Origin of the sequence: Oceanisphaera ostreae (genome assembly GCF_042676125.1) — a bacterium.
In the GTDB taxonomy this organism is placed as follows: Bacteria; Pseudomonadota; Gammaproteobacteria; order Enterobacterales; family Aeromonadaceae; genus Oceanimonas; species Oceanimonas ostreae.
The window spans coordinates 1-23,289 of record NZ_JBHTJS010000044.1 but is presented as its reverse complement, the minus strand read 5'-3'; the positions used below and the strand labels follow the sequence as shown (position 1 = coordinate 23,289).

The window sequence follows — 23,289 nt, the reverse complement described above, 5'->3', positions numbered from 1 at the left end:
ATGGCTAAGGGACAATCATTGCAGGACCCGTTTTTGAATGCGCTGCGACGAGAGCGAGTCCCAGTCGCTATTTATCTAGTCAATGGCATCAAGCTACAAGGGCAGGTCGAGTCATTTGATCAATTCGTTATTTTGCTAAAAAATACCGTCAGCCAAATGGTATATAAGCACGCGATTTCAACCGTGGTACCCGCACGGCCCGTGCACCATCTGACCTTGCCTAATGGCAATGCCGATGCGGTGGCTTCTGAGCAGAGTGAAGATTGAGCCATTATTTGATACAGACATCGCGCCATATTTTGCCATACACCGGTGTAATACAACGGAGGGCGCACTTTGCTTGAGCGTTATGAAGGGGGCGAGTCTGCCATTCTGGTTCATGTTGATTTTACGAGCGATCATGAACGAGAAGATCTCGAAGAGCTAAAGCTGCTAACCGACTCGGCAGGCGTTACTACGTGCACCGTGCTGACCGGTAGTCGGTCGTCGGCACAGTCCAAATTTTTTATTGGCACGGGTAAAGTGGATGAACTTGCAAGCTTAGTGCAAATGTACGACGCTGATGTGGTCATTTTTAACCACAGTTTAAGGCCGTCTCAAGAGCGTAACCTAGAGCGAGTAATTCACTGTCGAGTGCTGGACCGTACCGGTCTTATCTTGGATATTTTTGCCCAGCGCGCTCGTACTCATGAAGGTAAGTTACAGGTTGAATTGGCGCAGCTTCGCCATCTGTCTACGCGCTTGGTCGGCAGTAGAGCAGAACTTGGGCGCCAAAAAGGGGGCATAGGGTTACGTGGGCCCGGTGAAATGCAGCTTGAAACTGACCGCCGTTTACTGCGTGAGCGCATTAAATATATTCAAAAGCGGCTAGAAAAAGTGTCAAGTCAGCGTGAGCAAAGTCGACGGTCACGTAAACGTAACGAGTTACCTACCGTGTCATTAGTTGGCTATACCAATGCCGGTAAGTCGACCTTATTCAATCGGCTGACTGACGCAAACGTGTATGCGGCGGATCAGTTGTTTGCGACCTTGGATCCAACACTGCGTAAGCTGGAGTTACCCGATGCGGGGACGGTCATCCTAGCTGACACCGTTGGATTTATTCGTCATTTACCGCACGATTTAATTGCCGCCTTTAAGGCAACGCTGCAAGAAACGCGCGATGCAGATTTATTACTACACGTAGTGGATTGCGCGGATGAGCAAATGCGGGAAAATATCGATGAAGTAAATTCGGTATTAGAACAAATTGAAGCCGATGATGTCCCTGTGCTCATGGTCTTTAATAAAATAGACAAGTTGGATAACCCCAGTTGTCGAGTTGAGCTAGATGAAGAAGGAAAACCGCGGGCCGTCTGGCTGTCGGCACAAGAGGCATTGGGCATCGATGAGCTGCTTGATGTACTAAACCAGTTACTGGCTGGTGTGTTGGTAGAACACAGGTTGACGTTACCGGCGTCGGCATCAAAGCTGCGCAGTCGGCTTTATGCCATGAAAGGAGTAATAAGCGAGTCGTTTGGCGAGCAGGGTGAGTTTGTAGTCGATATTCGATTGCGACAAGCCGATTGGCAACGTTTGCTTAAGCAAGAAGATGAGCCGTTAGAGCGCTTTATAAGCGATCGATTGCTTGGTAAAGTTACTTTTATAAACCAGAAAGACGGAGAGACAAATGGCTTGGAATGAGCCTGGAAATGGTGGCAAAGACCGTGACCCTTGGGGGAACAACGGCAAGCAACAAGGCCCGCCAGATCTGGATCAGGTAATTCGTAACCTGAGTAATAAATTCGGTGGCTTGCTAGGTCGTCGTGGTACCGACTCCGGTAGTGGAGGTGGTCTCGGTTCTTTCGGCGTTATAGTGGCCCTAATCATTGCCCTCGTTGTGTGGGTAGTTAGTGGTTTCTACACCATAGGTGAAGCACAGCGCGGCGTGGTATTGCGCTTTGGTAATTACTACCAAACCGTTGATCCCGGTCTAAGCTGGAAGGCGACCTTTATCGATCGGGTTTTCCCGGTAGATGTAGAGTCGGTGCGTTCACAGCCTGCGTCTGGCTTTATGCTGACTAAAGATGAGAATTTGGTGCGCGTTGAAATGGACGTGCAGTATCGGGTCATGGAACCTCGTGATTATCTGTTTAACGTAACCAATGCCGACGACAGTCTGCATCAGGCACTAGACAGTGCGCTACGTTATGTAGTGGGTCACAGCACCATGGATGACGTATTAACCGTGGGTCGTGAACGCGTGCGTCAGGAAACCCGTGTGTTGCTAGAAGAAATCATCGAGCCTTACCAGTTAGGCCTTGCGGTGCTGGATCTGAACTTCCTACCGGCGCGCCCGCCTGAAGAAGTAAAAGACGCCTTTGATGATGCGATTGCCGCACAAGAAGACGAACAGCGCTTTATTCGTGAAGCCGAAGCCTATGCTCGTGAAATTGAGCCAAAAGCTCGAGGTCAAGCTAAGCGCTTGCTACAAGAAGCCGAAGGTTATAAAGAGCAAATCGCTTTGCGTGCCGAAGGTGAAGTCGCTCGATTCCGTCAGTTGTTGCCACAATATCAGCAGCAGCCCGAGTTGATGCGCGAGCGTATTTATCTGGAAACCATGGAAGAGATCTACAGCAAGGTTAACAAGGTGATCGTCGATACGCCTGAGGGCAGCAGTAACCTGATGTATTTGCCGCTAGACAAACTAGTTGAGCAAAATGCTAACCGAGCAAAAAAGGTAGATCCTAATATCATCACTTCTGATTATATTAATGGTATTCAAAAGCAATCGGGTTCAGATAGTGGTCAAGCAAGATCCGGCTCTGAGCAAGGCTCGCTTCGTCCAACAGGGAGAAACTAAGCCATGAAAAGAGCTTTAATTGTTATTCTTGCCCTGGTGGCTATCGTTTTTTATGCCTCGGTGTTCGTGGTAGTAGAAGGCGAACGGGGCATAGTGCTGCAGTTTGGCAAGGTAAAACGTGAGCAAGGTACTGAGCTGCCAACCCTTTATGGGCCTGGTTTGCACTTTAAAGTACCGATGATCGACCAAGTGCGTAAACTTGATGCACGTTTACAAACACTAGACGATCAAGTGGATCGCTTTGTTACCTCGGAGAAGAAAGACTTAATTATCGACTCCTATGTAAAATGGCGTATCGACAACTTTGCCAACTATTACTTGGCTACCGGTGGTGGTAATCGTCTGCAAGCAGAAAACCTGCTGCGTCGTCGTATCAACAACAGCCTGCGTTCAGAAATTGGTAGTCGCACTATTCGCGATATCGTCTCTGGCGAGCGCGGCGACGTGATGGAAAGCGCCTTGCGCGGCCTGTTAGAGTCGTCTTCTGAGTTAGGTATTAAAGTAATAGATGTTCGGATCAAGCAGATCAACCTGCCAACCGAGGTGTCTAATTCTATTTACCAACGGATGCGCGCCGAGCGAAACGCCGTGGCACGTGAGCACCGCTCAGAAGGCCGAGAGCAAGCTGAAATTATTAAAGCGGGCGCGGATCGTCGGGTAACCGTGATGATTGCTGAAGCCCAGCGTAACTCTCGTACTTTGCGTGGTGAAGGTGATGCATCAGCAGCCAGTATTTACTCTGACGCTTACTCAGCTGATCCTGCGTTTTTTAGCTTTATCCGTAGCCTTGAAGCCTATCGAAAAAGCTTCGAGCACGGTGGTGATTTGATGGTCTTGAAGCCGGATGGCGATTTCTTCCGCTTCCTTAAAGATCCATCAGGGAAAGCTCAGTAATACTCAATAAGCACCTCAAGCCCGGTTCGCCGGGCTTTTTTATGGCTGCAGCAATCTGGGTAAAAGGCGCTGTTCGTCTGTAACTGAAGGCTGATAGCTTATCGCTTACAGCGGGTCTCGTTTTTTATTGGCATTACTTTATTCCGACTTTGGTCAAAATTTGATAGACTCGGTTTTTAATAACTTAACAGTTAGTGAAAGGAAAAATGGGACAAAACGTTGTTGTACTCGGCACCCAATGGGGTGATGAAGGCAAGGGGAAGGTTGTAGACCTTCTGACTGACAGAGCCCGTTATGTTGTTCGCTATCAAGGCGGCCATAACGCGGGTCATACTCTTGTTATCGACGGTGAGAAAACCGTTCTCCACCTAATTCCATCAGGTATTTTGCGTGACAACTGCATCTGCATTATTGCAAATGGTGTGGTGCTGTCGCCCGAAGCCTTACTTAAGGAAATGGCGGGTCTGGAAGCCAGGGGTGTGCCAGTGCGCGAGCGTTTGGTACTCAGTGAAGCTTGCCCGCTGATCCTGCAATACCATGTAGCCATGGACCAAGCACGTGAAATTGCACGTGGTGCTAATGCTATTGGTACCACTGGTCGTGGTATTGGCCCTGCCTATGAAGACAAAGTAGCTCGTCGCGGTTTGCGCGTGGGCGACCTTGCTAACATGGACACCTTTGCCGTTAAACTGAAAGAAATTGTAGAGTATTACAACTTCCAGTTAACCGGTTTTTATGGTGTTGAAGCCGTATCTTACGAAGCAGTGCTCGAAGAAGCTAAAGGCTACGCCGAATTACTGACCAACATGGTGATTGATGTAACCGACGTGCTGGATATTGCCCGTAAAAACGGTGAAAAAATCATGTTCGAAGGCGCACAAGGTACCTTGCTAGATATTGATCACGGCACCTATCCTTTTGTGACCTCATCTAACACTACAGCAGGCGGCGTTGCTACCGGTTCTGGTTTTGGCCCCTGCTACCTCGAATACGTGCTGGGCATCATCAAAGCCTATACCACGCGCGTGGGTTCTGGTCCGTTTCCTACCGAACTTTACGACGGTCAAGATAAGCTAGATGCAGACGGTAAACACCTCGGTACTGTGGGCCATGAATTTGGCGCTACTACCGGTCGTTTACGTCGTACCGGTTGGTTAGACTTGGTTGCTATCAAGCGCGCGATTCAAGTGAACTCCATTTCAGGTTTTTGCTTAACCAAGCTGGACGTACTGGACGGTCTTAAAGAAATCAAGATTTGTGTTGGTTATCAAATGCCAGACGGTTCAGTTAAAGACGTGCCGCCAATGGCAGCAGAAGACTACGACACAGTTAAACCCGTGTATGAGACTATGCCTGGCTGGAGCGACAATACCTTTGGTGTAGTGACGTTAGAGGGCTTACCAAAAGCCGCTCAAGACTACATCAAGCGCATTGAAGAGCTAACTGGTGTGCCAATTGATATTATTTCTACCGGCCCAGATCGCGACGAGACCATGATTTTGCGTCATCCTTTTGATGCCTAATTATCACACTTGCGCGAACAAAAACGCCAGCTCATTGAGCTGGCGTTTTTTTTAACGTAAGGAGTGAAGGGTGATACCAATTACACTAAACAAATGGTCTGATTTTATTTCATGTAAAGGTCGAAAAATAATCTACTCCACCGGTACGCTGCATGACATGTCCGAGCTTACATGGATGTACTCGTAGCGTGTCATGGGAAGCGGCTGTGTTACCTCTGACGTTCCGACCCAACACTTGATCAAATACTTAATGTGATTGGTATGAGATGTGAGGTGAAAAACCGAACCTTCAGATATAGGTATCTGTTCTTATCTTTGGTTCCTTACGTCTTACCCCTCACTCCTCTCGGGTGAAGCCGCATCAGCTGCTGCGATCAACCGCCATGTGTGCTAGATCGATCAGTGCTTGCTTGTGATCGGAGTCGGGCAAGATGCTCAAGCTGTCGATGGCCTTTTGCGCTTCCTGCTCGGCTTTTTGCTGGCTGTACTCGAGCGCTTGAGTATCGGTGAGGATCCCCATGATCTCTGCGAGGTGTTCCATGCCGGTACGATTGGCGATAGCATCGCGAATACGTTCGCGCTGAGCCTCATTACCTACCGCCATGGCGCGCAATAAAGGTAGAGTAGGCTTACCTTCGGCCAAGTCGTCGCCGACATTTTTGCCCATGTCGCCTGCATCAGAACTGTAATCCATGATGTCGTCGACTAGCTGAAAGGCCGTGCCTAAATATTTACCGTAATCCAACATGGCCTGCTCAACCTCGGCTGCTTGATGAGTAAGCACGGCAGCAAGGCGAGTGGCCGCTTCAAACAGTTTGGCGGTTTTACAGTAAATAACCTGCATATAACTGTCTTCGGTGGTGTCGGGATCGTTGCAGTTCATTAACTGCAGCACCTCACCTTCGGCAATAATATTGGTGGCATCACTGAGAATATTCATAATTCTCATGTTATCCAGCTCAGTCATCATTTGAAAAGCACGGGTATATAAAAAGTCCCCGACTAATACGCTGGCCGCATTGCCAAACAGCGCATTAGCGGTGTCTCGGCCACGGCGCAAGTCTGACTCGTCCACCACATCGTCGTGCAGCAGAGTCGCAGTGTGAATAAACTCGATAATGGCGGCCAACGTAATGTGGGCTTCGCCCCCATAACCCAGCGCACGGGCAGCCAGCACGGTGAGCTGCGGGCGCATACGTTTGCCGCCGGCCCCCACAATATAAAAACCAAGCTGGTTGATTAAGGCCACGTCTGATTGCAGTCGTGACATAATTAAATTGTTCACCGATTGCATGTCTTGCTCGGTTAATTGTTTTATTTTATTAATATCTACCATAAAGTTATAGCCAAACGACGCAGTCAAAAAACCATTGATGCCTCGATTTTACACTATTTACTAAAGGGTTAAAGCCACCCAACCCCGCTTTAGTACTATCAAAGATAAGACACATTTTTTTATATGTTCACTCTTGTCTCACCCGCGCAATCTGCGTACAATACGCGACCATTGTAGAACAGTTTTAGTGCACGCCCCTAAGTGGGTAACAGTGCCAATAAGTTGGAGTTAAATCATGTACGCGGTAATCCAAAGCGGCGGAAAACAGCACCGTGTAACCGAAGGTCTAGTACTTCGTCTAGAGAAGTTGGACGTTGAAACTGGTGCTTCTGTCGAATTCGACAAAGTACTTATGGTTGCACAAGGTGAAGATGTTAAAGTGGGTGTTCCCTACATCGACGGCAGCAAAGTTACAGCTGAAGTTGTGGCTCACGGTCGTGGCAAAAAAGTCAAGATCGTTAAGTTCCGTCGTCGTAAGCACTCTCGCAAACAGCAGGGTCATCGTCAGTGGTTCACAGAAGTGAAAATCACTGCTATCAGCGCTTAAGGGGAGTAAAGTTCCATGGCAACAAAAAAGGCAGGCGGCTCTACTCGTAACGGTCGCGATTCAGAAAGCAAACGTCTTGGTGTTAAGCGCTACGGCGGTGAAAGTGTCCTGGCGGGCAACATCATCGTTCGTCAACGTGGAACTAAGTTCCATGCCGGCGACAACGTAGGCTTAGGTAAAGATCATACTCTATTCGCCAAAGCTACAGGCAAGGTGAAGTTTGAGGTTAAAGGTCCTAAGAACCGTAAGTTCGTAAGCATTGAAGCTGAGTAAGCTTCAAGCTGGACTAAAAAAAGCCCCGCCTACAGGCGGGGCTTTTTGTTTTATAAAAAGCACATTCAGCATTCGAACCAGATACACTGGGATCAGGAAGCGAGTGGGAGAGCAATACAATGAAATTTGTTGATGAAGCACAAATCCAGGTAGAAGCCGGTGATGGCGGTAACGGTTGTGTGAGTTTTCGTCGTGAAAAATATATCCCTAATGGTGGCCCTGACGGCGGTGATGGCGGCGATGGCGGCGATTTATACATGGTGGCCGATGACAACCTTAACACCCTAATCGACTATCATTTTGAGCGTTTTCACCGTGCCGAGCGAGGCGAAAACGGCCGCAGTAGTCACTGTACCGGTAAGCGCGGCCAAGATTTAGTGCTAAAGGTACCGGTTGGATCTCGCGCTAGAGACGAAATGACCGGCGAAATTTTAGGTGATTTAACGCGTCATGGTCAAAAGCTGCTCGTCGCTAAAGGTGGCTTTCATGGGCTAGGTAACGCGCGCTTTAAAAGCTCAGTTAACCGCGCCCCTCGCCAGAAAACCAATGGTACCCCTGGTGAAGTTCGGGAAATATTACTCGAGTTATTATTGTTAGCTGACGTGGGTATGTTGGGTTTACCTAATGCCGGTAAATCGACTTTTATTCGCGCAGTATCTGCGGCCAAACCTAAAGTCGCCGATTATCCGTTTACCACGCTCGTGCCTAACTTAGGCGTAGTGCGTTGTAGTGGCCATCAAAGCTTTGTAGTGGCTGATATTCCTGGTTTGATTGAAGGTGCAGCAGACGGTGCCGGCTTGGGTATTCGTTTTTTGAAGCACCTTGAGCGCTGTCGTGTGTTGTTGCACATGGTTGATATCTTACCGGTCGATGAAACGGATCCTGCCGATAACGCCGACATTATTATTAATGAGTTGATGAAATACAGCGATACAGTAGCCAACAAGCCCCGCTGGTTGATCTTCAACAAGCTCGACTTGGTATTAGAAGACGAAGCGCAAGCGATTATTGAACGTGTGATCAAGCATCTAGACTGGGAAGGTCCGGTATTCCGTATCAACGCTATTAGCAAAGACGGTACTAAAGATTTGACTGAAGCTTTGATGAGCTTCCTAGAAGAAAATCCTCGTACGCAGAAAGAACTGGAAGATGCGCGCGAGCCCGTTAACTTCAAGTGGGACGAGTATCACGAAGCTACGATTAATGAGAGTGTGGTACCTGAAGAAGAAGATGAAGACGACGATGACTGGGACGAAGAAGAAGATGACGGCCACGTTGTCTATACTCGAGAATAGGTCATGTTAGTGTCGATGATTGTTGCGATGACGCGTAATGGCGTCATCGGTAAAGACAATGGCATGCCCTGGCACTTGCCCGCAGACTTGGCGTATTTTAAGCAAACTACGCTGGGTAAACCGATAGTCATGGGGCGTAACACCTTCAACTCTATCGGTAAACCCTTACCAGGGCGCCGCAATGTAATTGTGAGTCGCAGCTTAACGCAAGCGCCAGCTGGCACTGAGCTGGTGACATCGCCCGCAGAGGCATTTGCTTTGTTGCAAGATGAAGCAGAAGTGATGGTGATGGGCGGCGGCCAGCTATATCAGGCTGTTATGCCTCTAGCACGGCGGTTATATCTTACTCAGATAGAAGCCGAGATAGACGGAGATACCATCTTTCCGTTTCACACAGCAGACTGGCAATTAACGTCCGAGCAAGTGCGCATTGCCGATGACCGTAATCAATATGACTGTCGATTTCAGGTTTATGAAAAAAAGCTTGAAGCTTGAAGTTGAAAGCTGGAAGAAAAAACCGAATGGTGTTTTCTTCCGGCTTTGTTTTTACTGCCTATTTACCGCCGGTGCTTGTCTTTAACTGATCGCTTCTAGCTTAAGGCTTCCAGCTTTCTTTACGCATACACAGGGCAGGGCGTGCTGATTCGCTCGCCTGTTTCCCAACACAACATGCTCATGCAGCCACCCCACACACAGCCAGTATCCAGCGCATGAATATGTGCTACATCACATTGACCTTCTAATGCGGCCCAATGACCGAAGATCAGTGGCGGATCTTGGTGATCTTCACGCAAGGTGAACCAAGGGACTAAATGATCGGGCGCCTCGCTTACCGTGGCTTTATGGGCAAAGTCCAAGCGGCCATCTTTATGACATAAGCGCATGCGAGTAAAAGAGTTAATGGTAAAGCGTAATTGCTCAAGTTCAGACAAGTCATGCTGCCAATAGTCAGGCTCATTGCCATACATCTGTGCCAATCGTTCTTTATAGTTGCTTGAGCGCAATTGTGCTTCGGCACTACGAGCACCAGTTCGTGCTTGCTCGATATTCCACTGGGGCGCAATACCCGCATGAGTCATCACAAACCCCTGAGCATCCGACGCTTCGCCGCTATTTCCCGCTAACGCATGCTCAACCAAAAGCGGCTGCTGGCGTAGCCAATAGAGCAAATCGCGGCTGTCGGCTGCGTGTAAGATAGGGCTGATTTTATCCGCGATCTTAGGCTTGCCAATACCATTAGCTACCGCCAGTAGATGTAAATCATGATTACCCAGTACGGTAGTGGCGGCATTACCCAGCGCGATAACGCGGCGTAAACAGCCTAATGAGTCTGGGCCACGCGCAACAAGATCACCGGTTAACCACAGATGATCCCGTGAGGGATTAAATGCAACTTCTGCTAACAGAATATTTAGTTCGGCAAGGCAGCCTTGCAGGTCGCCGATAACATAATTAGCCATCAGTTAATCAGGTTGGGCAGGGAGAGCCGAAAAGGGGCAATGGGTGCCTGAAACTCATCGCCGTTTTCTTGGCTCATGGTGTAACTGCCTTCCATTACTCCCACCTCAGTTGCCAAACTAACACCGCTGGTATAAGTAAACTGGGCTCCCGGTGCAATCTTTGGTTGCTCACCCACCACACCACTGCCTTCTACCTCTACTTTTTTGCCGTTGGCATCGGTAATTATCCAACGCCGGCTGACTAAGGTAACGGGCTCACTACCACGGTTAGCAATGGTAATAGTGTAGGCAAACACATAATTTTGCTCATCGGGCGTGGAGCGCTCGGCTAAATAATGCGGCTGTGTTGTAATGTGGATGGCACCGGGAGTCATAATTATTCCTTACGTTGAGCCAAAGCGTTAGCCAATACAACATATTGCACTAGTGCAAGCTGTTCTGGCCGAGCCGTGGGATCCAGCCCAAGAGCGGTGAGCTGCTCTGCGCTGAATAAATGACTTAAGCTGTTACGAATGGTTTTGCGGCGCTTACCAAAGGCATCGGCGGTAACACGAGATAAGCAACGTATGTCTTCTACTGGATGCGGTGGCGTTTCATAAGGCAGTAACTTAACCACTGCAGAGTCGACTTTAGGCGCAGGTTTAAAGGCTTCTGGGCCCACTTCTAGCACCGGTACTACTTGGCAATAGTATTGTGCCATCACGCTTAGACGACCATAGGTTTTGCTACCAGGGCCTGCTGCCAAGCGGTTAACCACTTCTTTTTGCAGCATAAAGTGCATGTCTTCAACACACGCAGCAAACTCAAATAGATGAAACATTAGCTGAGTAGAAATATTATATGGCAAGTTACCAAAAATTTTCATTTTCTTACCCGGCTCTTGTAGCTGGGTAAAATCAAACTTCATCGCATCTGCTTGATGAATATTTAACTTATCTTTCAAAATGGGATGAGTGGCCAAGCGTGCTGCTAAATCTCGGTCTAACTCCACTACGTTTAAGCGGTTAATACGCTCACATACAGGGCCAGTAAGAGCACCAAGACCCGGGCCAATTTCAACCATGGTGAAATCATCAGTCGGATGTATAGCGTCAACTATTTGATCAATCACATACTCGTCGTGCAAAAAATTCTGGCCGAAGCGTTTACGGGCTTTATGCCCTTGGTGAACTTTACTATTCATCGCGTTTTCTTATCATTTCAATGGCTTGATTAAGTGCGCACAGCATACTGCCCGCATCGATTTGGTCGGTTCCGGCTAACTCTAACGCGGTACCGTGATCCACAGAGGTGCGAATAAACGGTAAGCCCAGCGTAATGTTAACCGCTTGGCCGAAACCAATATATTTCAGTACTGGTAGTCCTTGGTCGTGATACATGGCCAAGAACGCGTCGGCATCGTCCATGTATTTTTTCTGAAACACCGTATCAGACGACAATGGACCCACTAAGTCCATGCCTTCGGCTCTCAGTATCTCGAGCGTTGGAATGATAATATCCAGCTCTTCACGGCCTAGATGACCGTCTTCACCGGCGTGCGGGTTTAATCCACACACATAAATTCGTGGGTTAGGCAGGGCAAACTTGCTCTGTAGCTCGGCATGCAAAATACGGATGATCTTACTTAGCCGATCTTCGGTAATCGCCTTCGCAACATAGGCCAGCGGAATATGCGTGGTAACTTGCGCCACACGCAGCCCAGGCGCGGCCAGCAGCATCACTACATCAGGCACATTAGCTTGCTGAGCAAAAAATTCAGTATGGCCGCTAAAGGATACGCCTGCTTTATTGATAATGCCCTTGTGCACTGGTCCCGTGACCACGGCGGCAAATTCACCACTCATGTTGCCATCTGAAGCGCGTTTTAAGGTTTCAAGCACATACATGCCATTGGCTTCATCTAATACACCCGGAATCGCCGGTTTGGCCAGTTTGACCGGCTCAATGGTAAGGGTGCCTGCCCGTTGAGGTTGAGGCACCTTGTCGGCCCGATAGGGCAACAGAGTAAAGGTTTTACCAAGAGCCTTTGCTCGCTCCTGAATAAGCTCGGGGTCAGCAATGACTACCAGCTCTACTGGCCAATCTTGTTCGGCCAAGGCCAGCATGAGCTCGGGGCCAATGCCGGCCGGCTCGCCTGGTGTTATCGCGATACGTTTACAAATCACAGGTCACCGTTTGATAAATTGGTGTCGACAATACGGATATAAGCCTCATCCTTTAGCTCGTCCAGCCAAGTTTGCACTTCTTCAGTAAAGCGACGATTAAAAATTAGCTTGTAGGCACGTTGCTCAGCAGCTTGCTCGGTGGCGTCAGTGACTCGTTTATCTTCTAACTTAACCAAGTGCCACCCGTGTTCTGAGCGGAACGGCTCGCTAAGCTCGCCGACCTTAAGCTGAGTGACGGTGTCACGAAAGCTGCTTACATACATTTCCGGTGCCGACCAACCTAGGTCACCGCCGTTAATAGCAGAGCCTGGATCTTCAGAATATTGTTCTGCTAGTTGTGCCATGTTGGCCGTACCTGCACCAATTGAGCGAGCAAACTCGGCTAGCATCGATTGAGCTTTGTCTTCACTCATGATGATGGAGGGTTTAAGTAAAATATGGCGAGCGCGCACTTCTACCGCTTGCACGGTTTGGGCCGTCGCTCCTTGCACATCAAAAATTGTCAAGATATGCAAACCAGCACCGGAACGGATAGGGCCAATAATATCACTTTTACGGTTATTCTTCACCGCTTCGCTGAATAATGAGGGCATTTCATTAATACCCATCATGCCCCAGTCCCCGCCTTCTAGTGCTTTTGGCCCGGCGCTGTTGGCAATGGCGAGCTGGCGAAAGTCTTTGCCTTGCTTGAGTTGTTTAATTAACGTCTCTGCTTTGCTACTGGCTTGGCGCAGCTGCTCGGTGCTGGGGTTGGCTGGCAGCGCTAACAAAATATTGCCCACTTGGTAGCGCTGTTGATTTTGCCCCTGATCCTTGATCATCTGCACCACCTGCTTTACTTCCTGATCAGAAATATTAATGCGGCGGCGTACCTGATTGCGGGCCAATTCACTGAGTAAAATCTCGTTACGTATCTGGTCTCTAAATTGGCTATAAGTAATACCCTGAGACTTAATTCCAGCACGCAGTTGTTCAGGCGTTTTGCCTTCGCTGCGCGCCATATTGGCGATTGCTTGCTCTAGTTGCGTATCGGTAATACGTAGCCCTAAACGCTCGGCCATCTGTAGCTGTAAGCTTTCGAGGATCAAGCGATCCAAAGCCTGCTTGCGCAGTGCTTGCTCATCGGGTAGCAATTGTCCCGCTGCGTTTGCGCTATTTTTCACCTGACCGACCAAACCGCTCAGTTGGCTTTCTAGCACCACGTCTTTATCGACTACGGCCACCACTTTATCTAATAATTCAACTGCTTGGCTAGTAGTTGAAAGTAGCCCAAAACCGGCGGCAATCAACAGTTTTTTACATTTTTTATTCATGACAAATCCTGTGCGCAATGATAATTAGTTATTTAAATTAAAGGGGCGATAATAAGGCAGCAAGCTGGTACCCGGTGAAAAATCATCGTCGCCGGTACCAAATGAGCTCAGCCCTTTAAGTTCGAATCGTAGCCCGATCAGTGTTTCCTGCTGTACTTCACCCGGGTTAGTCTGTGTTTCTTCTTTTTGCGATTGTTCCCATACTAGGCTGACTGCCCAGCAGCAAGAGTCGTAACGCAGGCCTATCAGAGTGTCTATATTGCGATTGAGTTCAATATCCCGATAATGGCCGCCAATTAGACGCCACTGCGGGTTCAGCGGCCAAGAAAAAGTTCCCCCTAGTTGATTGAGGTCATCTCCTCGGAGATTGGCATCGGGGAAGTAGGTCTGATTCAGATGACGAAAGCCCAATTGTGCCAGACGGCCCTGATTGTTGTATTCAAGGGTAATATTACCGGCGGCAAAACGATGGTTACGGGTGTCTTGCTGCGCCTCGGTATGCACAAACCAGTCACCGTCTATATTGAGATCACCCTCAAAGGTTAAAAAAGAGCGCTTGGCATCACTGGTTGTTTCCTTAGGAAATAACTGTACTTTGGGAGATGTGAAGTTATAGGATTGCGCTAGAGCCAAGCGCAGGCGTTCAACACTGTCGGCGTCATAAATACGGCTGGTAAAGCCGGCGGTGATTTGATTGGCATCACTGATCCGGTCTAGGCCGGCAAAGCGGCGATCGCTAAACAGGCTGTAGTAGTCTTGGCGCATATCCGTGGTGTCATACAAGCCAATATTGTTCTGATCCTTGAATGGCACATACAAGTATTGTAGCTGGGGCTCTAAGGTCTGGGTAAAGTCTTGAGCAAACCATTGGGTTTCTCGGTCGAATACCAAGGTGCCGTTAAGCCTAAAACGCGGCAATAATCGATCCACGCTGCTATCAAGGCTATCGGCAGTAAAGCCTTGGGTGTTTTGGTAGTAGCTTGATAGGGTATCGGGAATATCCTGCTCGTAATGGGTGTAGTAGGCACCTACATCTGCAGTTAATTGGGCTCCAGGCTGATTCACCACCGAATACACCAGTTTGGGTTCAATATGAACACGGGTGGCTTCATACACACCATCAGCGTCGTTTTTAAACTGAGTTATTTCAGTCTCTAAACCTAAGTCAAAACTACCAAACCCTTTATAACTGGTTAATGCCACGCTGGGCGCTAACTGGAATGGCATGGTATCCAAACCTGTCTTTAAGATTTGATAATCACGAATTTCGGTAGTTAATTGCCAATGTTTATCATAGTAGCCGCCAAGAAATGACTGCATTAATTGATCATCAACGATTTGGCCTACAGGGGGCGAGAAGTCATCTAAGTAGCCATTATCCCAACCTGCGACTTTGGTATAGTCAGCACTGGCGCGCCAGTGGCCTTCGGCATCAAAGCGAGCTGTATGACTCCAATTTAATAGCCAGCGGGGATCGTCTTCCCACTCGGTGTTGAGGAGTTTATTGTCGTTGGATAGATATTCCCCATATAAAGTGCCGCTCTGACCTGCCACCGGCAGATAGCGAAACTCGAGCTGCGCCATGGTGCCACGCTGTTCCATGTAGCGAGGCGTGAAGGTGGCATCGTAATTGGGGGCGATATTCCAATAATAGGGCACGCTGATATCGGTGCCATTATTACCACCAAGCGTAAAGCTGGGATATAAAAAGCCGCTGAGGCGTTCATCTTTGACCGGAAACCTGAGATAGGGGAAGTAGAAGACGGGCACGTCACCTAGCCAGAGGACGGCATTCCATGCCTCGCCAAAGGGCTCATCCTGCTCAACCTGAACCGTGCTGGCTTTTAGCTGCCATGCCTCTGCATTGGGTGGGCAGGTAGTATAGCTTGCCCCTTTTAAATCAATTTGATTAGTATTCTCGCTTAACAGAACCTGTTTGGCTTGGCCTCGGCCCGGATCACCATGAAATTGATATTGCGCATCTTCAAGTTGAGTATCTTTGGTGGTCAGGTTGCCGGTAAGACGCTGTTCACTGTCTACGCTAATAGTGCCATCGGTATAATGAATATTGCCTTGTGCAAGTACATCGCGGCTAATCTGCTCTAGCTCTACGTAGTCGGCGTTAAATTTGCGTTGACCTTGCTCAACCAGCACGTCGCCACGATATAAAATTTTGCCATCGCGAGTGGCATCTAACGTTTCTGCGGTAACGGTAATAGGCACATTGTTACTATTGGCAGATGTTGACTCTACGCGTAGCGGAACATGGCTAAAACAGCGGCCAAAGTTGAAGGCAGCGGCTGTTGCTGCATCCGCTGCATCTTGTGTTTGAGTTTGAGCCTGAGACAGGCCCGAAAGCAGCAACAGAGGTAAGCCTATAATCCGTATTCTCATGGGTTGACGCTCGCATCCTGGTGGCGACACCGCCTTCTATGGCTAGTTGAGCTTTGGGTGTCATTACTTTATTGTATCGGGCTATGATAAAGCATTCTTGCGGTCAGCACTATGACCCTGCTTTAACGTCATTTTTCATTTAGGACTCCGCTCATGCGCTTCGCTCCTTTCTATCGGTTTTTGCAACCGGTATGCCCTGATCTTGCCAGTTATCCCCATATTTTAATAAATGTGATCGAGGTATAACTCATGTTGGCACACATTAAGGGTAAGTTGATTGGCTGTGTGTTTGGCTTTTTAATTGGCAACCTACCCGGCGCACTACTGGGCTTGTGGTTAGGCCATATGATTGATAAAAAATTGGCCAATGCTTGGGTGTTTAATAAAAGCGCACAATCTGAATTTCTGTACACCACGTTTGCCACTATGGGGCACATGGCTAAGTCGAGCGGCCAGGTGTCTAGTGAAGAAATTCGCCTCGCTGAGCAGCTAATGAATCAAATGCGCTTGCAAGGCGAGCGGCGAGTGCAGGCACAAAATGCCTTTCGTGAGGGTAAAAATGTCGACTTTCCCCTGCAGGAAACTTTGCGTCGCTTTCGCGCACGGGTCAAAGATAGTCGCAATCTGTTACGCTTTTTTATGGAAGTGCAGCTGCAGCTAGCGTTTGCCGACGGTGAGTTGCATCCGGCAGAACACCGCTTATTACTCACTATCGCTCGAGAGTTGGGTTTTTCCGAAACTGAACTCGCACGGTTACTGGCGTTTGCCGAGGCGCAATTACATGGCTCTCATCAAGGCTTTCACCATGGCTCTAGTCATGCTGGTGGTGGCCGACAACCGCAACCTCCCGCAGACCGATTGCGCGATGCTTATCGCATTCTAGAAGTGGAGGCCGATGCGGATGACAGTGAAGTAAAACGGGCTTATCGTCGACAGATGTCAAAACACCATCCCGATAAGCTGGTATCACAGGGTTTACCGAAAGAGATGATGGACATGGCCAAAGAAAAAGCTCAAGACATCCAACAAGCTTGGGAAACTATTAAAAGTGCGCGCCAAATAAAATAACTGACAGCTTTAAGCGATTAGCTGTCAGCCGTCAGTTAAAGATAACAGGTGTGTTTTCTGATAGCTGACGGCTTACCGCTGTTAGCTGTGTTTAAACCAATCTATTCTGTTCTTTGCCAGCTACAAAAGCTTCTATGTTATCAATTAACTGATCGGCTAAGCGCTGCATAGAAGCGCGACTGGCCCAGGCAACGTGGGGTGTTAATATAAAATTTGGGTAAGCCAATGCGTGCATTAATGGATTATCCGCAGCCGGCGGCTCAGCCGTTACCACGTCAAAACCGGCGCCGCCAATTTGTTGGTGCTCTAGCGCCAATAACAAAGCGGCTTCATCTACCAAACCGCCGCGACCGACGTTAATAAGCAAAGCATCGTCCTTCATCAGCTTAAATTCAGGCTCGGCAATTAAATGATGGGTGTCATCATTAAGCGGGCAATGCAGGCTAATCACATCGGCATTTTCTAACAGATACTCAAATCTTACTCGGCCCTCTGTGGGAGCTTGGCCTTTGCGCGCCGCCACTATGACCTTCATTCCCAGCGCTTGTGCCATCTTTTCTAGATCTTTAGCAATAGTGCCGTAGCCAATTAAGCCCAGCGTTTGTCCTGCCAAGTCTCGTACTGGATAGTCAAAATAGCAAAACTGCCCACTTTGCTGCCAGCGTCCTTCTGTTATGGAATTGCGATAGGCATGCAGGCTGCGATTCAGCGCCATCATTAACGACAACGCATGCTCAGGCACCGAACTTTTGCTGTAATTGCGCACATTACACACCGCGATGCCCGCTTGGCGACAAGCTTCAAGATCCACGTTATCACTCCCGGTCGCAGCTAGCGCAATCAGTTTGAGCCGTGGCAAGGTCGTGAGCATTTGTGCGGTAAGGGTGACTTTATTAACCAGTACAATATCTGCCTCGGCCAAGCGAGCTTGTACTTGCTCAGGCAGAGTATCGTCATAACTTTGCCAATGGTGCGCAAACTCAGGGCGACGCAGGTGCGCCTGAGGGGGTAGGGTTTCTTGGTCGAGAAATACCAAATTCACGATGTTGCTCCTTTAAATAATGGGGGGCACTAGGGGGAAGGGGTAACCAGCCAAGCCGAACTAGCCAGCCCGCTATTTGCTTATTCAATACTATGGCGCCATTAAAGCGCTGCACGGCATAACCGGTTTTTTCTCGTCGGCTAAGCTGCTGTTGGCGACGTTGCTGATTATGCCAAGCCAAAGGGCTGTCGGGCCGGCTATAAATGTCGAGGATAGGATAGGGGCTGCGAGCTAAGCTAATGGCCAGCATTTGTTGTTCGCTAAACTGACTAGGTAAGGCATCAAATAAGATTAATGCTTGGGGGCGTGCAGTCTCATCACCATCAACTAACTGCTGATACCACAATGCCGCGCTTCCCTGAGTGATCACTACCAGCGGAGACGGCTCTTTTTCTTTATCTTGTTTAGGTAGTGAATTATCGGGTAACAGACCCGCTAGCTGCGTACTCAACTGCTTAAGCCATTGGCTTTGTTGCGGGGGAGGTTGCTCGCTGGCGGGATCGAACTGTTGTTGGCGCTCATCGGGTTGTAGCAATAACACTTGCCAGCCCCGTTGTTGCCACGCATTGGCGATGGGCAGCCAGAGATGGGTTTGCCCAAGCTCGGGCCAGATAAGCAAAGTGCCCCCCGGTGAGCCGTGAGACTGATAGTGCAACAAGCGAGCATCGACATTGTATTGCTCAATGCTCGCCCAGCTAAGTTGCGCCTGACTGGGGGCTGATAATAGCAGGGTGGCAAATAAGGCCCACCCTGCTATTTTTTTGCAGTTAAGAAGCTTGCGCACCTGCAGGCTCATCTGTCGCACACTAGGTAATATCAAATGGGGCAGGGGCGGTAAATTTCAGCCATTCTTTATTTTTAGGATGGCGAAACTCGAGCTCGGCTGCATGCAGCTGTAAGTGAGGAGCCATGGTAAGCGCCTCGCCTTCTGCATACAGATTATCGCCCAAAATAACGTGGCCTAAGCTTTTCATATGCACTCGCAATTGATGAGAGCGGCCCGTAATCGGGATCAACTTGATCAGGCAACGGTCTTCTAAGCGACGAATGCAACGCCAATGGGTTAACGCCGCTTTACCATTTTCATGATCGACCATGTGCCGTGGCCGATTGGGCCAGTCACAACACAGCGGCAAATCAATGCTGCCCGCACTTTGTTTTGGGTTGCCATACACCCAAGCATAATAGCATTTTACCGTTTCACGCTCGCGAAATTGTCGACTCAATTCGCTGTGTGCCTTGCGGTGCAACGCCATCACTATGACACCCGAGGTGGCCATGTCCAATCTATGCACTACTTGAGTAGTAGGGTAAACCCGCGCCACCCTAAGCGACAAACTGTCGAAATGCACAGGGTCACGGCCCGGTACACTGAGCAAGCCGCTGGGTTTGTTCAGCACTATAATGCTGTCATCCTGATACAAGACGTCAAACTGGGGATCCATTGGTGGATCGTAAGGCAATAACGCCATGGCTCTTGTCCTTATTGGTGGCTGACTACGATATAGCGAATCGCGTCCAGTTTTAAGCGCGTATTATTCAACAAACCATTCAACTCGTCTTGCAGCTCTTGCACATGAGTAATTTCGCTTTCACGCACGTTAGGGTTGACCTTGGCCAACTGCTGTAAGCGTGCTAACTCTTGGCCAATCGACTCGTGCATTTGCGCTCGGGCTTGTTCAACCAAGGTGTGCATTTGCTGCTCGGCCACTGGAGCTGCTTGCTGTAATAAATGATGAATAACGGCCTGCGAGGCGCTCACCAGCTTGCTGGCTAAATGACGATTTACTGGGCTTAGCTGACGGTCGAATGACTCAAACGTTACCTTTTCGGCCAGGTCATTGCCATTTTTGTCCAGCAATAAGCGAATCGGCGCCGGCGGCAAGAAGCGATACAGCTGGGCGTTTTGTGCAGACTCGGCCACAAAAATCAGTTCTAAAAACTGAGTACCTACGGGTAAGGCTTTGTTTTTAAGAATCGCCACCGAAGTACTGCCAATCTCAGATCCCAATACCAAGTCGATACCACCGCGGATCATCGGGTGATCCCAAGTTAACAGTTGCAAGTCATCTCGGCTTAGCGCGGTATCACGGTCGAAGGTAATGCTGGCACCATCTTCTGGTAGGCCTGGGAAGCTGGGGATCAGCATGTGTTCAGTGGGGCGCAGCACAATAGCATTTTCACCGCGGTCGTCTTGGTTAACCCCAATTTCATCAAACATCTTAATGGCAAAAATCGCCAGCGTCGGATCATCATCTACTTCGCTAAGTTCACCAGCCAAGTCACGCTTAAGAATTACACCACTGGAGTTAAGCTCCAGCAGGCGATCGCGACCCAACTCCATTTGGCTGTTTAGTTCGGTAGTGAGGGTGCGCGTTTCTACTATGAGCTGTGCAAGTGCCGCTTCGTCTTGTCCGTGATCGGCCAACAAAGCTAATAATGGCTCAGATACCTGCTGATATACTGGATGGCCCACGGCGTTGGGTTTGCTAAACGCATCCATGCCCTGATAATACCACTGAGTTAGTGCTGCCTGCGCGGTGCCTTCAAGGTAGGGCACATGAATATCAATATCATGTAACTGGCCAATACGGTCTAAACGACCGATACGCTGCTCCAGCAAATCGGGGTTGAGCGGTAAATCGAACAGCACCAGTTGATGCGCAAACTGGAAATTACGACCTTCCGAGCCAATCTCAGAACAGATCATCACCTGAGCACCGCCTTCTTGCTGGGCAAAATACGCGGCGGCTTTATCTCGCTCCAGCAATGACATGCCTTCGTGGAATACGGTGCCACGAATCCCTTCTTTAGTACGCAGCGCTTCTTCTAATGCCAACGCCACACCAGCTTTGGCAGTAATGACCAATACCTTGTCGTTACGTCTGGCCTTGGTGTATTCCAGTAACCACTCAACGCGGCTATCAAACTGGGTCCAAGAGCTGTCCTCGCCTTCAAACTGGCGATAAATTTCTTCCGGATACAAGGCCTGTAAGGCTTGGGCAGCCACATCTTGGCGGCTGCCCATCATAGCGGCCACTTTAATAGCGGTCTTATATTGGCTAGGTAAAGGTAGCGGATGTAGATGTAATACCCGAGACGGGAAGCCTTTGATGGCATGACGAGTATTACGGAACAGCAAACGGCCGGTGCCGTGTCTGTCTAATAGCTGTGCTAATAATTGCTGACGCGCGGCAGGCTCGCTTAACGCGCTTTCATCCATACCGTCCATAAATGGCGTCAAACGTGCCATTGCCGTTTCATCTATAGGCTCATCAGACAGCAGTGCTTCGGCGGCAGCAGCCAAGGGCTGATATTCTTCTTCTTCCGCTAAAAAAGCCTCGTAATCGTAGAAACGCTCGGGGTCGAGCAAGCGCAGGCGAGCAAAGTGGCTCTCGTGGCCTTGCTGATCTGGCGTTGCAGTTAGTAGCAGCACCCCTGCGGTGTCTTCGGCTAGCGCTTCTATTACTTGATACGCGCGGCTCGGTTTTTCGGCATCCCAAATCAGATGGTGGGCTTCATCGACCACTAATAAGTCCCAGTCGCTCTCATGCAACTGTTCAAAGCGCTTACGCTTCTTGGTAATAAAGTCGAGACTACACAGCACCAGTTGTTCGGTATCAAACGGATTGGCGGCATCGGCAAAAGCTTCTACGCACCGCTCTTCATCAAAAATGGAAAAATGCAGATTAAAGCGACGCATCATTTCAATTAGCCACTGATGTATTAATGCATCAGGCACCAAAATAACAATACGGCTGGCACGACCCGACAGCCACTGCTGTTGAATGATCATGCCCGCTTCAATGGTCTTACCTAAACCCACCTCATCGGCCAACAATACGCGGGGCGCATAACGGCTACCCACTTCTTTGGCAATGTGTAGCTGATGGGGGATCAAACTTACCTTACCGCTTGCCATGCCCCGTAATGGAGAGCGACGGCGATTAAACTGATGCATTAGCGCCTGATAACGCAAATTATAACGGCCAATCTTATCTATCTGACCGGCAAACAGTCGCTCTTGCGGTTTGTTCAGCTTAATAAAGTGGTTAAGGAAGGTTTCCCTCAGGCTGGCATCCTCACCATTATCTACGCGAGTGCCATGGTAGGTTAACAGACCATCATCTTCACTAACGGATACGACTTCCAACTCCCAGTCTTCATGGCTGCTGATCACATCACCCGGGTTGAACATAACGCGAGTAATAGGGGCGTCACCTTTGGCATACATACGGTTTTCACCGCAGGCCGGAAATAGCATGGTCACCATACGCACATCGATAGCCACGATGGCGCCTAGTCCCAAATCGGTTTCTGTATCACTGATCCAACGTTGGCCGAGGGAAAAAGGCATTCAAATCTCCAAGCTGAAGAGGGGAGTAAAAAAGGGGCGTTATCTTACCGCAAGCAACCAACGGACGCACCCGTGAAAACCGAATAACAGCGCCAATCTATCGTGAAGAGGACAAGCCAAAGGCAGGCCTGTATTTTGTAGTCGCTGCGACGGCTGCGATATTTTGCGGAGCTGGGGGGCTTTTAAATCCCTACTCTTTGCCAAGCTTGCCCCAGTAGCTAGCACTATATGTATTAAAGGCTAAAGTGAGAGCCTGACCGATCTCAGGATGATGGCTGAAGTGCAGCGTCTCACACCAAGTTTAAAGACAGCCACGGCTTTCATGTATAGCTAGACGCTACTTATAGTAGTTGCTGCTTTGAGCTGCGAGAATCATTGGCCAATGTAATAGCAGCAGACCAAGCACCTATATCACAGCAAACACCGTCTTTGGTTGAGCTCGGTGGCTGATGCTAGGCGTGGGTTTATCTCATCCTATTCACCCTTAACACTTTAGTCTTTACCGGTTTATGTCTCCACCCCGCCCTTTACATTTAACTCTTCATGGTCCTTTTGTGGGTAACTCTGTGTGTAACCTGTGCTAACGCTGGGTGTTTGAGCAGTCAGTCGTTAAAGTGTTATTTATCGCTAAAAAGCCCTTGCGCTAAAACGAGGCTTCCCTATAATGCGCATCCACTGACACGGGGCAAGTCGCTCACGGTCACAAGGGTTTGCAAGAACGGAAATTAAGTTCGAAACAAACACTTGACGAATACTACGGAGTGCGTAGAATACGCATCC

21 protein-coding genes are annotated in these 23,289 nt (G+C 49.1%); 10 read left to right on the top strand and 11 right to left on the bottom strand.

Translation table 11 applies throughout. From position 1 onward, the window contains the following. The 5 genes from hfq (at nt 1) to ACFQ1C_RS11720 (ending at nt 5,259) form a co-directional block, all read left to right on the top strand. Nucleotides 1-267: an RNA chaperone Hfq gene (hfq, locus tag ACFQ1C_RS11740; RefSeq protein WP_379558807.1), complete on the top strand. Its 267-nt coding sequence runs from the start codon at nt 1-3 to the stop codon at nt 265-267. A gap of 69 nt (nt 268-336) precedes the next feature. Continuing rightward, entirely contained in the window at nt 337-1,683 is a 1,347-nt protein-coding gene (gene hflX, locus ACFQ1C_RS11735; protein WP_379558806.1) for a ribosome rescue GTPase HflX, read from the top strand. After that, nucleotides 1,670-2,842: an FtsH protease activity modulator HflK gene (gene hflK / locus ACFQ1C_RS11730; protein WP_379558805.1), complete on the top strand. Its 1,173-nt coding sequence runs from the start codon at nt 1,670-1,672 to the stop codon at nt 2,840-2,842. The genes hflX and hflK overlap by 14 nt, the downstream gene beginning before the upstream one ends. A gap of 3 nt (nt 2,843-2,845) precedes the next feature. Then, nucleotides 2,846-3,736 carry a protease modulator HflC gene (gene hflC, locus ACFQ1C_RS11725; RefSeq protein WP_379558804.1) on the top strand — a complete coding sequence of 297 codons (891 nt, stop codon included), beginning with the start codon at nt 2,846-2,848 and terminating at the stop codon, nt 3,734-3,736. Between the two features lie 206 nt (nt 3,737-3,942). Next, on the top strand, nt 3,943-5,259 hold the full coding sequence (locus tag ACFQ1C_RS11720) for an adenylosuccinate synthase (RefSeq protein ID WP_379558803.1): 1,317 nt from the start codon (nt 3,943-3,945) through the stop codon (nt 5,257-5,259). 361 nt (nt 5,260-5,620) lie between these two features. Here ACFQ1C_RS11720 and ispB read toward each other — a convergent pair whose 3' ends face one another. Further along, a complete protein-coding gene (gene ispB / locus ACFQ1C_RS11715; protein ID WP_379558802.1) occupies nt 5,621-6,595 on the bottom strand; it encodes an octaprenyl diphosphate synthase in 975 nt (324 codons plus the stop codon). Nucleotides 6,596-6,830: 235 nt separating this feature from the next. On the opposite strand from ispB, the gene rplU reads away from it, so the two are divergent. The 4 genes from rplU (at nt 6,831) to folA (ending at nt 9,205) form a co-directional block, all read left to right on the top strand. Continuing rightward, entirely contained in the window at nt 6,831-7,142 is a 312-nt protein-coding gene (rplU, locus tag ACFQ1C_RS11710) for a 50S ribosomal protein L21 (protein WP_379558801.1), read from the top strand. A gap of 15 nt (nt 7,143-7,157) precedes the next feature. Next, nucleotides 7,158-7,415, top strand: a complete 258-nt coding sequence (rpmA, locus tag ACFQ1C_RS11705) for a 50S ribosomal protein L27 (RefSeq protein WP_379558800.1) — start codon at nt 7,158-7,160, stop codon at nt 7,413-7,415. 119 nt (nt 7,416-7,534) lie between these two features. After that, the gene (cgtA, locus tag ACFQ1C_RS11700; protein ID WP_379558799.1) at nt 7,535-8,710 is read left to right on the top strand and encodes an Obg family GTPase CgtA; all 1,176 of its coding nucleotides are present in this window, start codon (nt 7,535-7,537) and stop codon (nt 8,708-8,710) included. A gap of 3 nt (nt 8,711-8,713) precedes the next feature. After that, nucleotides 8,714-9,205: a type 3 dihydrofolate reductase gene (gene folA, locus ACFQ1C_RS11695; RefSeq protein WP_379558798.1), complete on the top strand. Its 492-nt coding sequence runs from the start codon at nt 8,714-8,716 to the stop codon at nt 9,203-9,205. Nucleotides 9,206-9,324: 119 nt separating this feature from the next. Here folA and ACFQ1C_RS11690 read toward each other — a convergent pair whose 3' ends face one another. From ACFQ1C_RS11690 to lptD, 6 genes are read right to left on the bottom strand one after another with little or no spacing between them, the layout of a single operon-like run. Continuing rightward, nucleotides 9,325-10,170, bottom strand: coding sequence for a symmetrical bis(5'-nucleosyl)-tetraphosphatase (locus ACFQ1C_RS11690; protein WP_379558797.1), 846 nt, complete (start codon nt 10,168-10,170; stop codon nt 9,325-9,327). Then, nucleotides 10,170-10,544 (bottom strand): Co2+/Mg2+ efflux protein ApaG, encoded by a 375-nt coding sequence (gene apaG, locus ACFQ1C_RS11685; RefSeq protein ID WP_379558796.1) that lies wholly within the window; start codon nt 10,542-10,544, stop codon nt 10,170-10,172. Before apaG ends, ACFQ1C_RS11690 begins: the two co-directional genes overlap by 1 nt. A 2-nt stretch (nt 10,545-10,546) precedes the next feature. Beyond that, complete coding sequence (gene rsmA / locus ACFQ1C_RS11680) at nt 10,547-11,353, bottom strand: 16S rRNA (adenine(1518)-N(6)/adenine(1519)-N(6))-dimethyltransferase RsmA (protein WP_379558795.1); 807 nt, start codon at nt 11,351-11,353, stop codon at nt 10,547-10,549. Beyond that, the gene (pdxA, locus tag ACFQ1C_RS11675) at nt 11,346-12,335 is read right to left on the bottom strand and encodes a 4-hydroxythreonine-4-phosphate dehydrogenase PdxA (protein ID WP_379558794.1); all 990 of its coding nucleotides are present in this window, start codon (nt 12,333-12,335) and stop codon (nt 11,346-11,348) included. The genes rsmA and pdxA overlap by 8 nt, the downstream gene beginning before the upstream one ends. Beyond that, nucleotides 12,332-13,648 carry a peptidylprolyl isomerase SurA gene (surA, locus tag ACFQ1C_RS11670; protein ID WP_379558793.1) on the bottom strand — a complete coding sequence of 439 codons (1,317 nt, stop codon included), beginning with the start codon at nt 13,646-13,648 and terminating at the stop codon, nt 12,332-12,334. The genes pdxA and surA overlap by 4 nt, the downstream gene beginning before the upstream one ends. A 24-nt stretch (nt 13,649-13,672) precedes the next feature. After that, complete coding sequence (gene lptD, locus ACFQ1C_RS11665) at nt 13,673-16,042, bottom strand: LPS assembly protein LptD (RefSeq protein ID WP_379558792.1); 2,370 nt, start codon at nt 16,040-16,042, stop codon at nt 13,673-13,675. 249 nt (nt 16,043-16,291) lie between these two features. Here lptD and djlA point away from each other — a divergent pair, with 249 nt between their 5' ends. Continuing rightward, complete coding sequence (gene djlA / locus ACFQ1C_RS11660; RefSeq protein ID WP_379558791.1) at nt 16,292-17,110, top strand: co-chaperone DjlA; 819 nt, start codon at nt 16,292-16,294, stop codon at nt 17,108-17,110. A 91-nt stretch (nt 17,111-17,201) separates the two neighbouring features. Here djlA and ACFQ1C_RS11655 read toward each other — a convergent pair whose 3' ends face one another. The 4 genes from ACFQ1C_RS11655 to rapA are packed head-to-tail and all read right to left on the bottom strand — an operon-like array spanning nt 17,202 to nt 22,509. Continuing rightward, nucleotides 17,202-18,155 (bottom strand): D-2-hydroxyacid dehydrogenase, encoded by a 954-nt coding sequence (locus tag ACFQ1C_RS11655; protein WP_379558839.1) that lies wholly within the window; start codon nt 18,153-18,155, stop codon nt 17,202-17,204. Then, nucleotides 18,091-18,936: a DUF3530 family protein gene (locus ACFQ1C_RS11650; protein ID WP_379558790.1), complete on the bottom strand. Its 846-nt coding sequence runs from the start codon at nt 18,934-18,936 to the stop codon at nt 18,091-18,093. The genes ACFQ1C_RS11655 and ACFQ1C_RS11650 overlap by 65 nt, the downstream gene beginning before the upstream one ends. Nucleotides 18,937-18,958: 22 nt before the next feature. Next, nucleotides 18,959-19,624 (bottom strand): pseudouridine synthase, encoded by a 666-nt coding sequence (locus ACFQ1C_RS11645; RefSeq protein WP_379558789.1) that lies wholly within the window; start codon nt 19,622-19,624, stop codon nt 18,959-18,961. A gap of 11 nt (nt 19,625-19,635) precedes the next feature. Continuing rightward, a complete protein-coding gene (rapA, locus tag ACFQ1C_RS11640; RefSeq protein WP_379558788.1) occupies nt 19,636-22,509 on the bottom strand; it encodes an RNA polymerase-associated protein RapA in 2,874 nt (957 codons plus the stop codon). Nucleotides 22,510-23,289: the final 780 nt, after the last annotated feature.

Coding starts and splice junctions, on each gene's coding strand:
- apaG (WP_379558796.1), bottom strand. CDS start 10,544: ATGACTCCCGGTGCCATCCACATTACAACACAGCCGCATTATTTAGCC.
- ACFQ1C_RS11720 (WP_379558803.1), top strand. CDS start 3,943: ATGGGACAAAACGTTGTTGTACTCGGCACCCAATGGGGTGATGAAGGC.
- ispB (WP_379558802.1), bottom strand. CDS start 6,595: ATGGTAGATATTAATAAAATAAAACAATTAACCGAGCAAGACATGCAA.
- hfq (WP_379558807.1), top strand. CDS start 1: ATGGCTAAGGGACAATCATTGCAGGACCCGTTTTTGAATGCGCTGCGA.
- hflK (WP_379558805.1), top strand. CDS start 1,670: ATGGCTTGGAATGAGCCTGGAAATGGTGGCAAAGACCGTGACCCTTGG.
- ACFQ1C_RS11690 (WP_379558797.1), bottom strand. CDS start 10,170: ATGGCTAATTATGTTATCGGCGACCTGCAAGGCTGCCTTGCCGAACTA.
- surA (WP_379558793.1), bottom strand. CDS start 13,648: ATGAATAAAAAATGTAAAAAACTGTTGATTGCCGCCGGTTTTGGGCTA.
- djlA (WP_379558791.1), top strand. CDS start 16,292: ATGTTGGCACACATTAAGGGTAAGTTGATTGGCTGTGTGTTTGGCTTT.
- rapA (WP_379558788.1), bottom strand. CDS start 22,509: ATGCCTTTTTCCCTCGGCCAACGTTGGATCAGTGATACAGAAACCGAT.
- hflC (WP_379558804.1), top strand. CDS start 2,846: ATGAAAAGAGCTTTAATTGTTATTCTTGCCCTGGTGGCTATCGTTTTT.
- cgtA (WP_379558799.1), top strand. CDS start 7,535: ATGAAATTTGTTGATGAAGCACAAATCCAGGTAGAAGCCGGTGATGGC.
- rsmA (WP_379558795.1), bottom strand. CDS start 11,353: ATGAATAGTAAAGTTCACCAAGGGCATAAAGCCCGTAAACGCTTCGGC.
- lptD (WP_379558792.1), bottom strand. CDS start 16,042: ATGAGAATACGGATTATAGGCTTACCTCTGTTGCTGCTTTCGGGCCTG.
- folA (WP_379558798.1), top strand. CDS start 8,714: ATGTTAGTGTCGATGATTGTTGCGATGACGCGTAATGGCGTCATCGGT.
- rplU (WP_379558801.1), top strand. CDS start 6,831: ATGTACGCGGTAATCCAAAGCGGCGGAAAACAGCACCGTGTAACCGAA.
- rpmA (WP_379558800.1), top strand. CDS start 7,158: ATGGCAACAAAAAAGGCAGGCGGCTCTACTCGTAACGGTCGCGATTCA.
- ACFQ1C_RS11645 (WP_379558789.1), bottom strand. CDS start 19,624: ATGGCGTTATTGCCTTACGATCCACCAATGGATCCCCAGTTTGACGTC.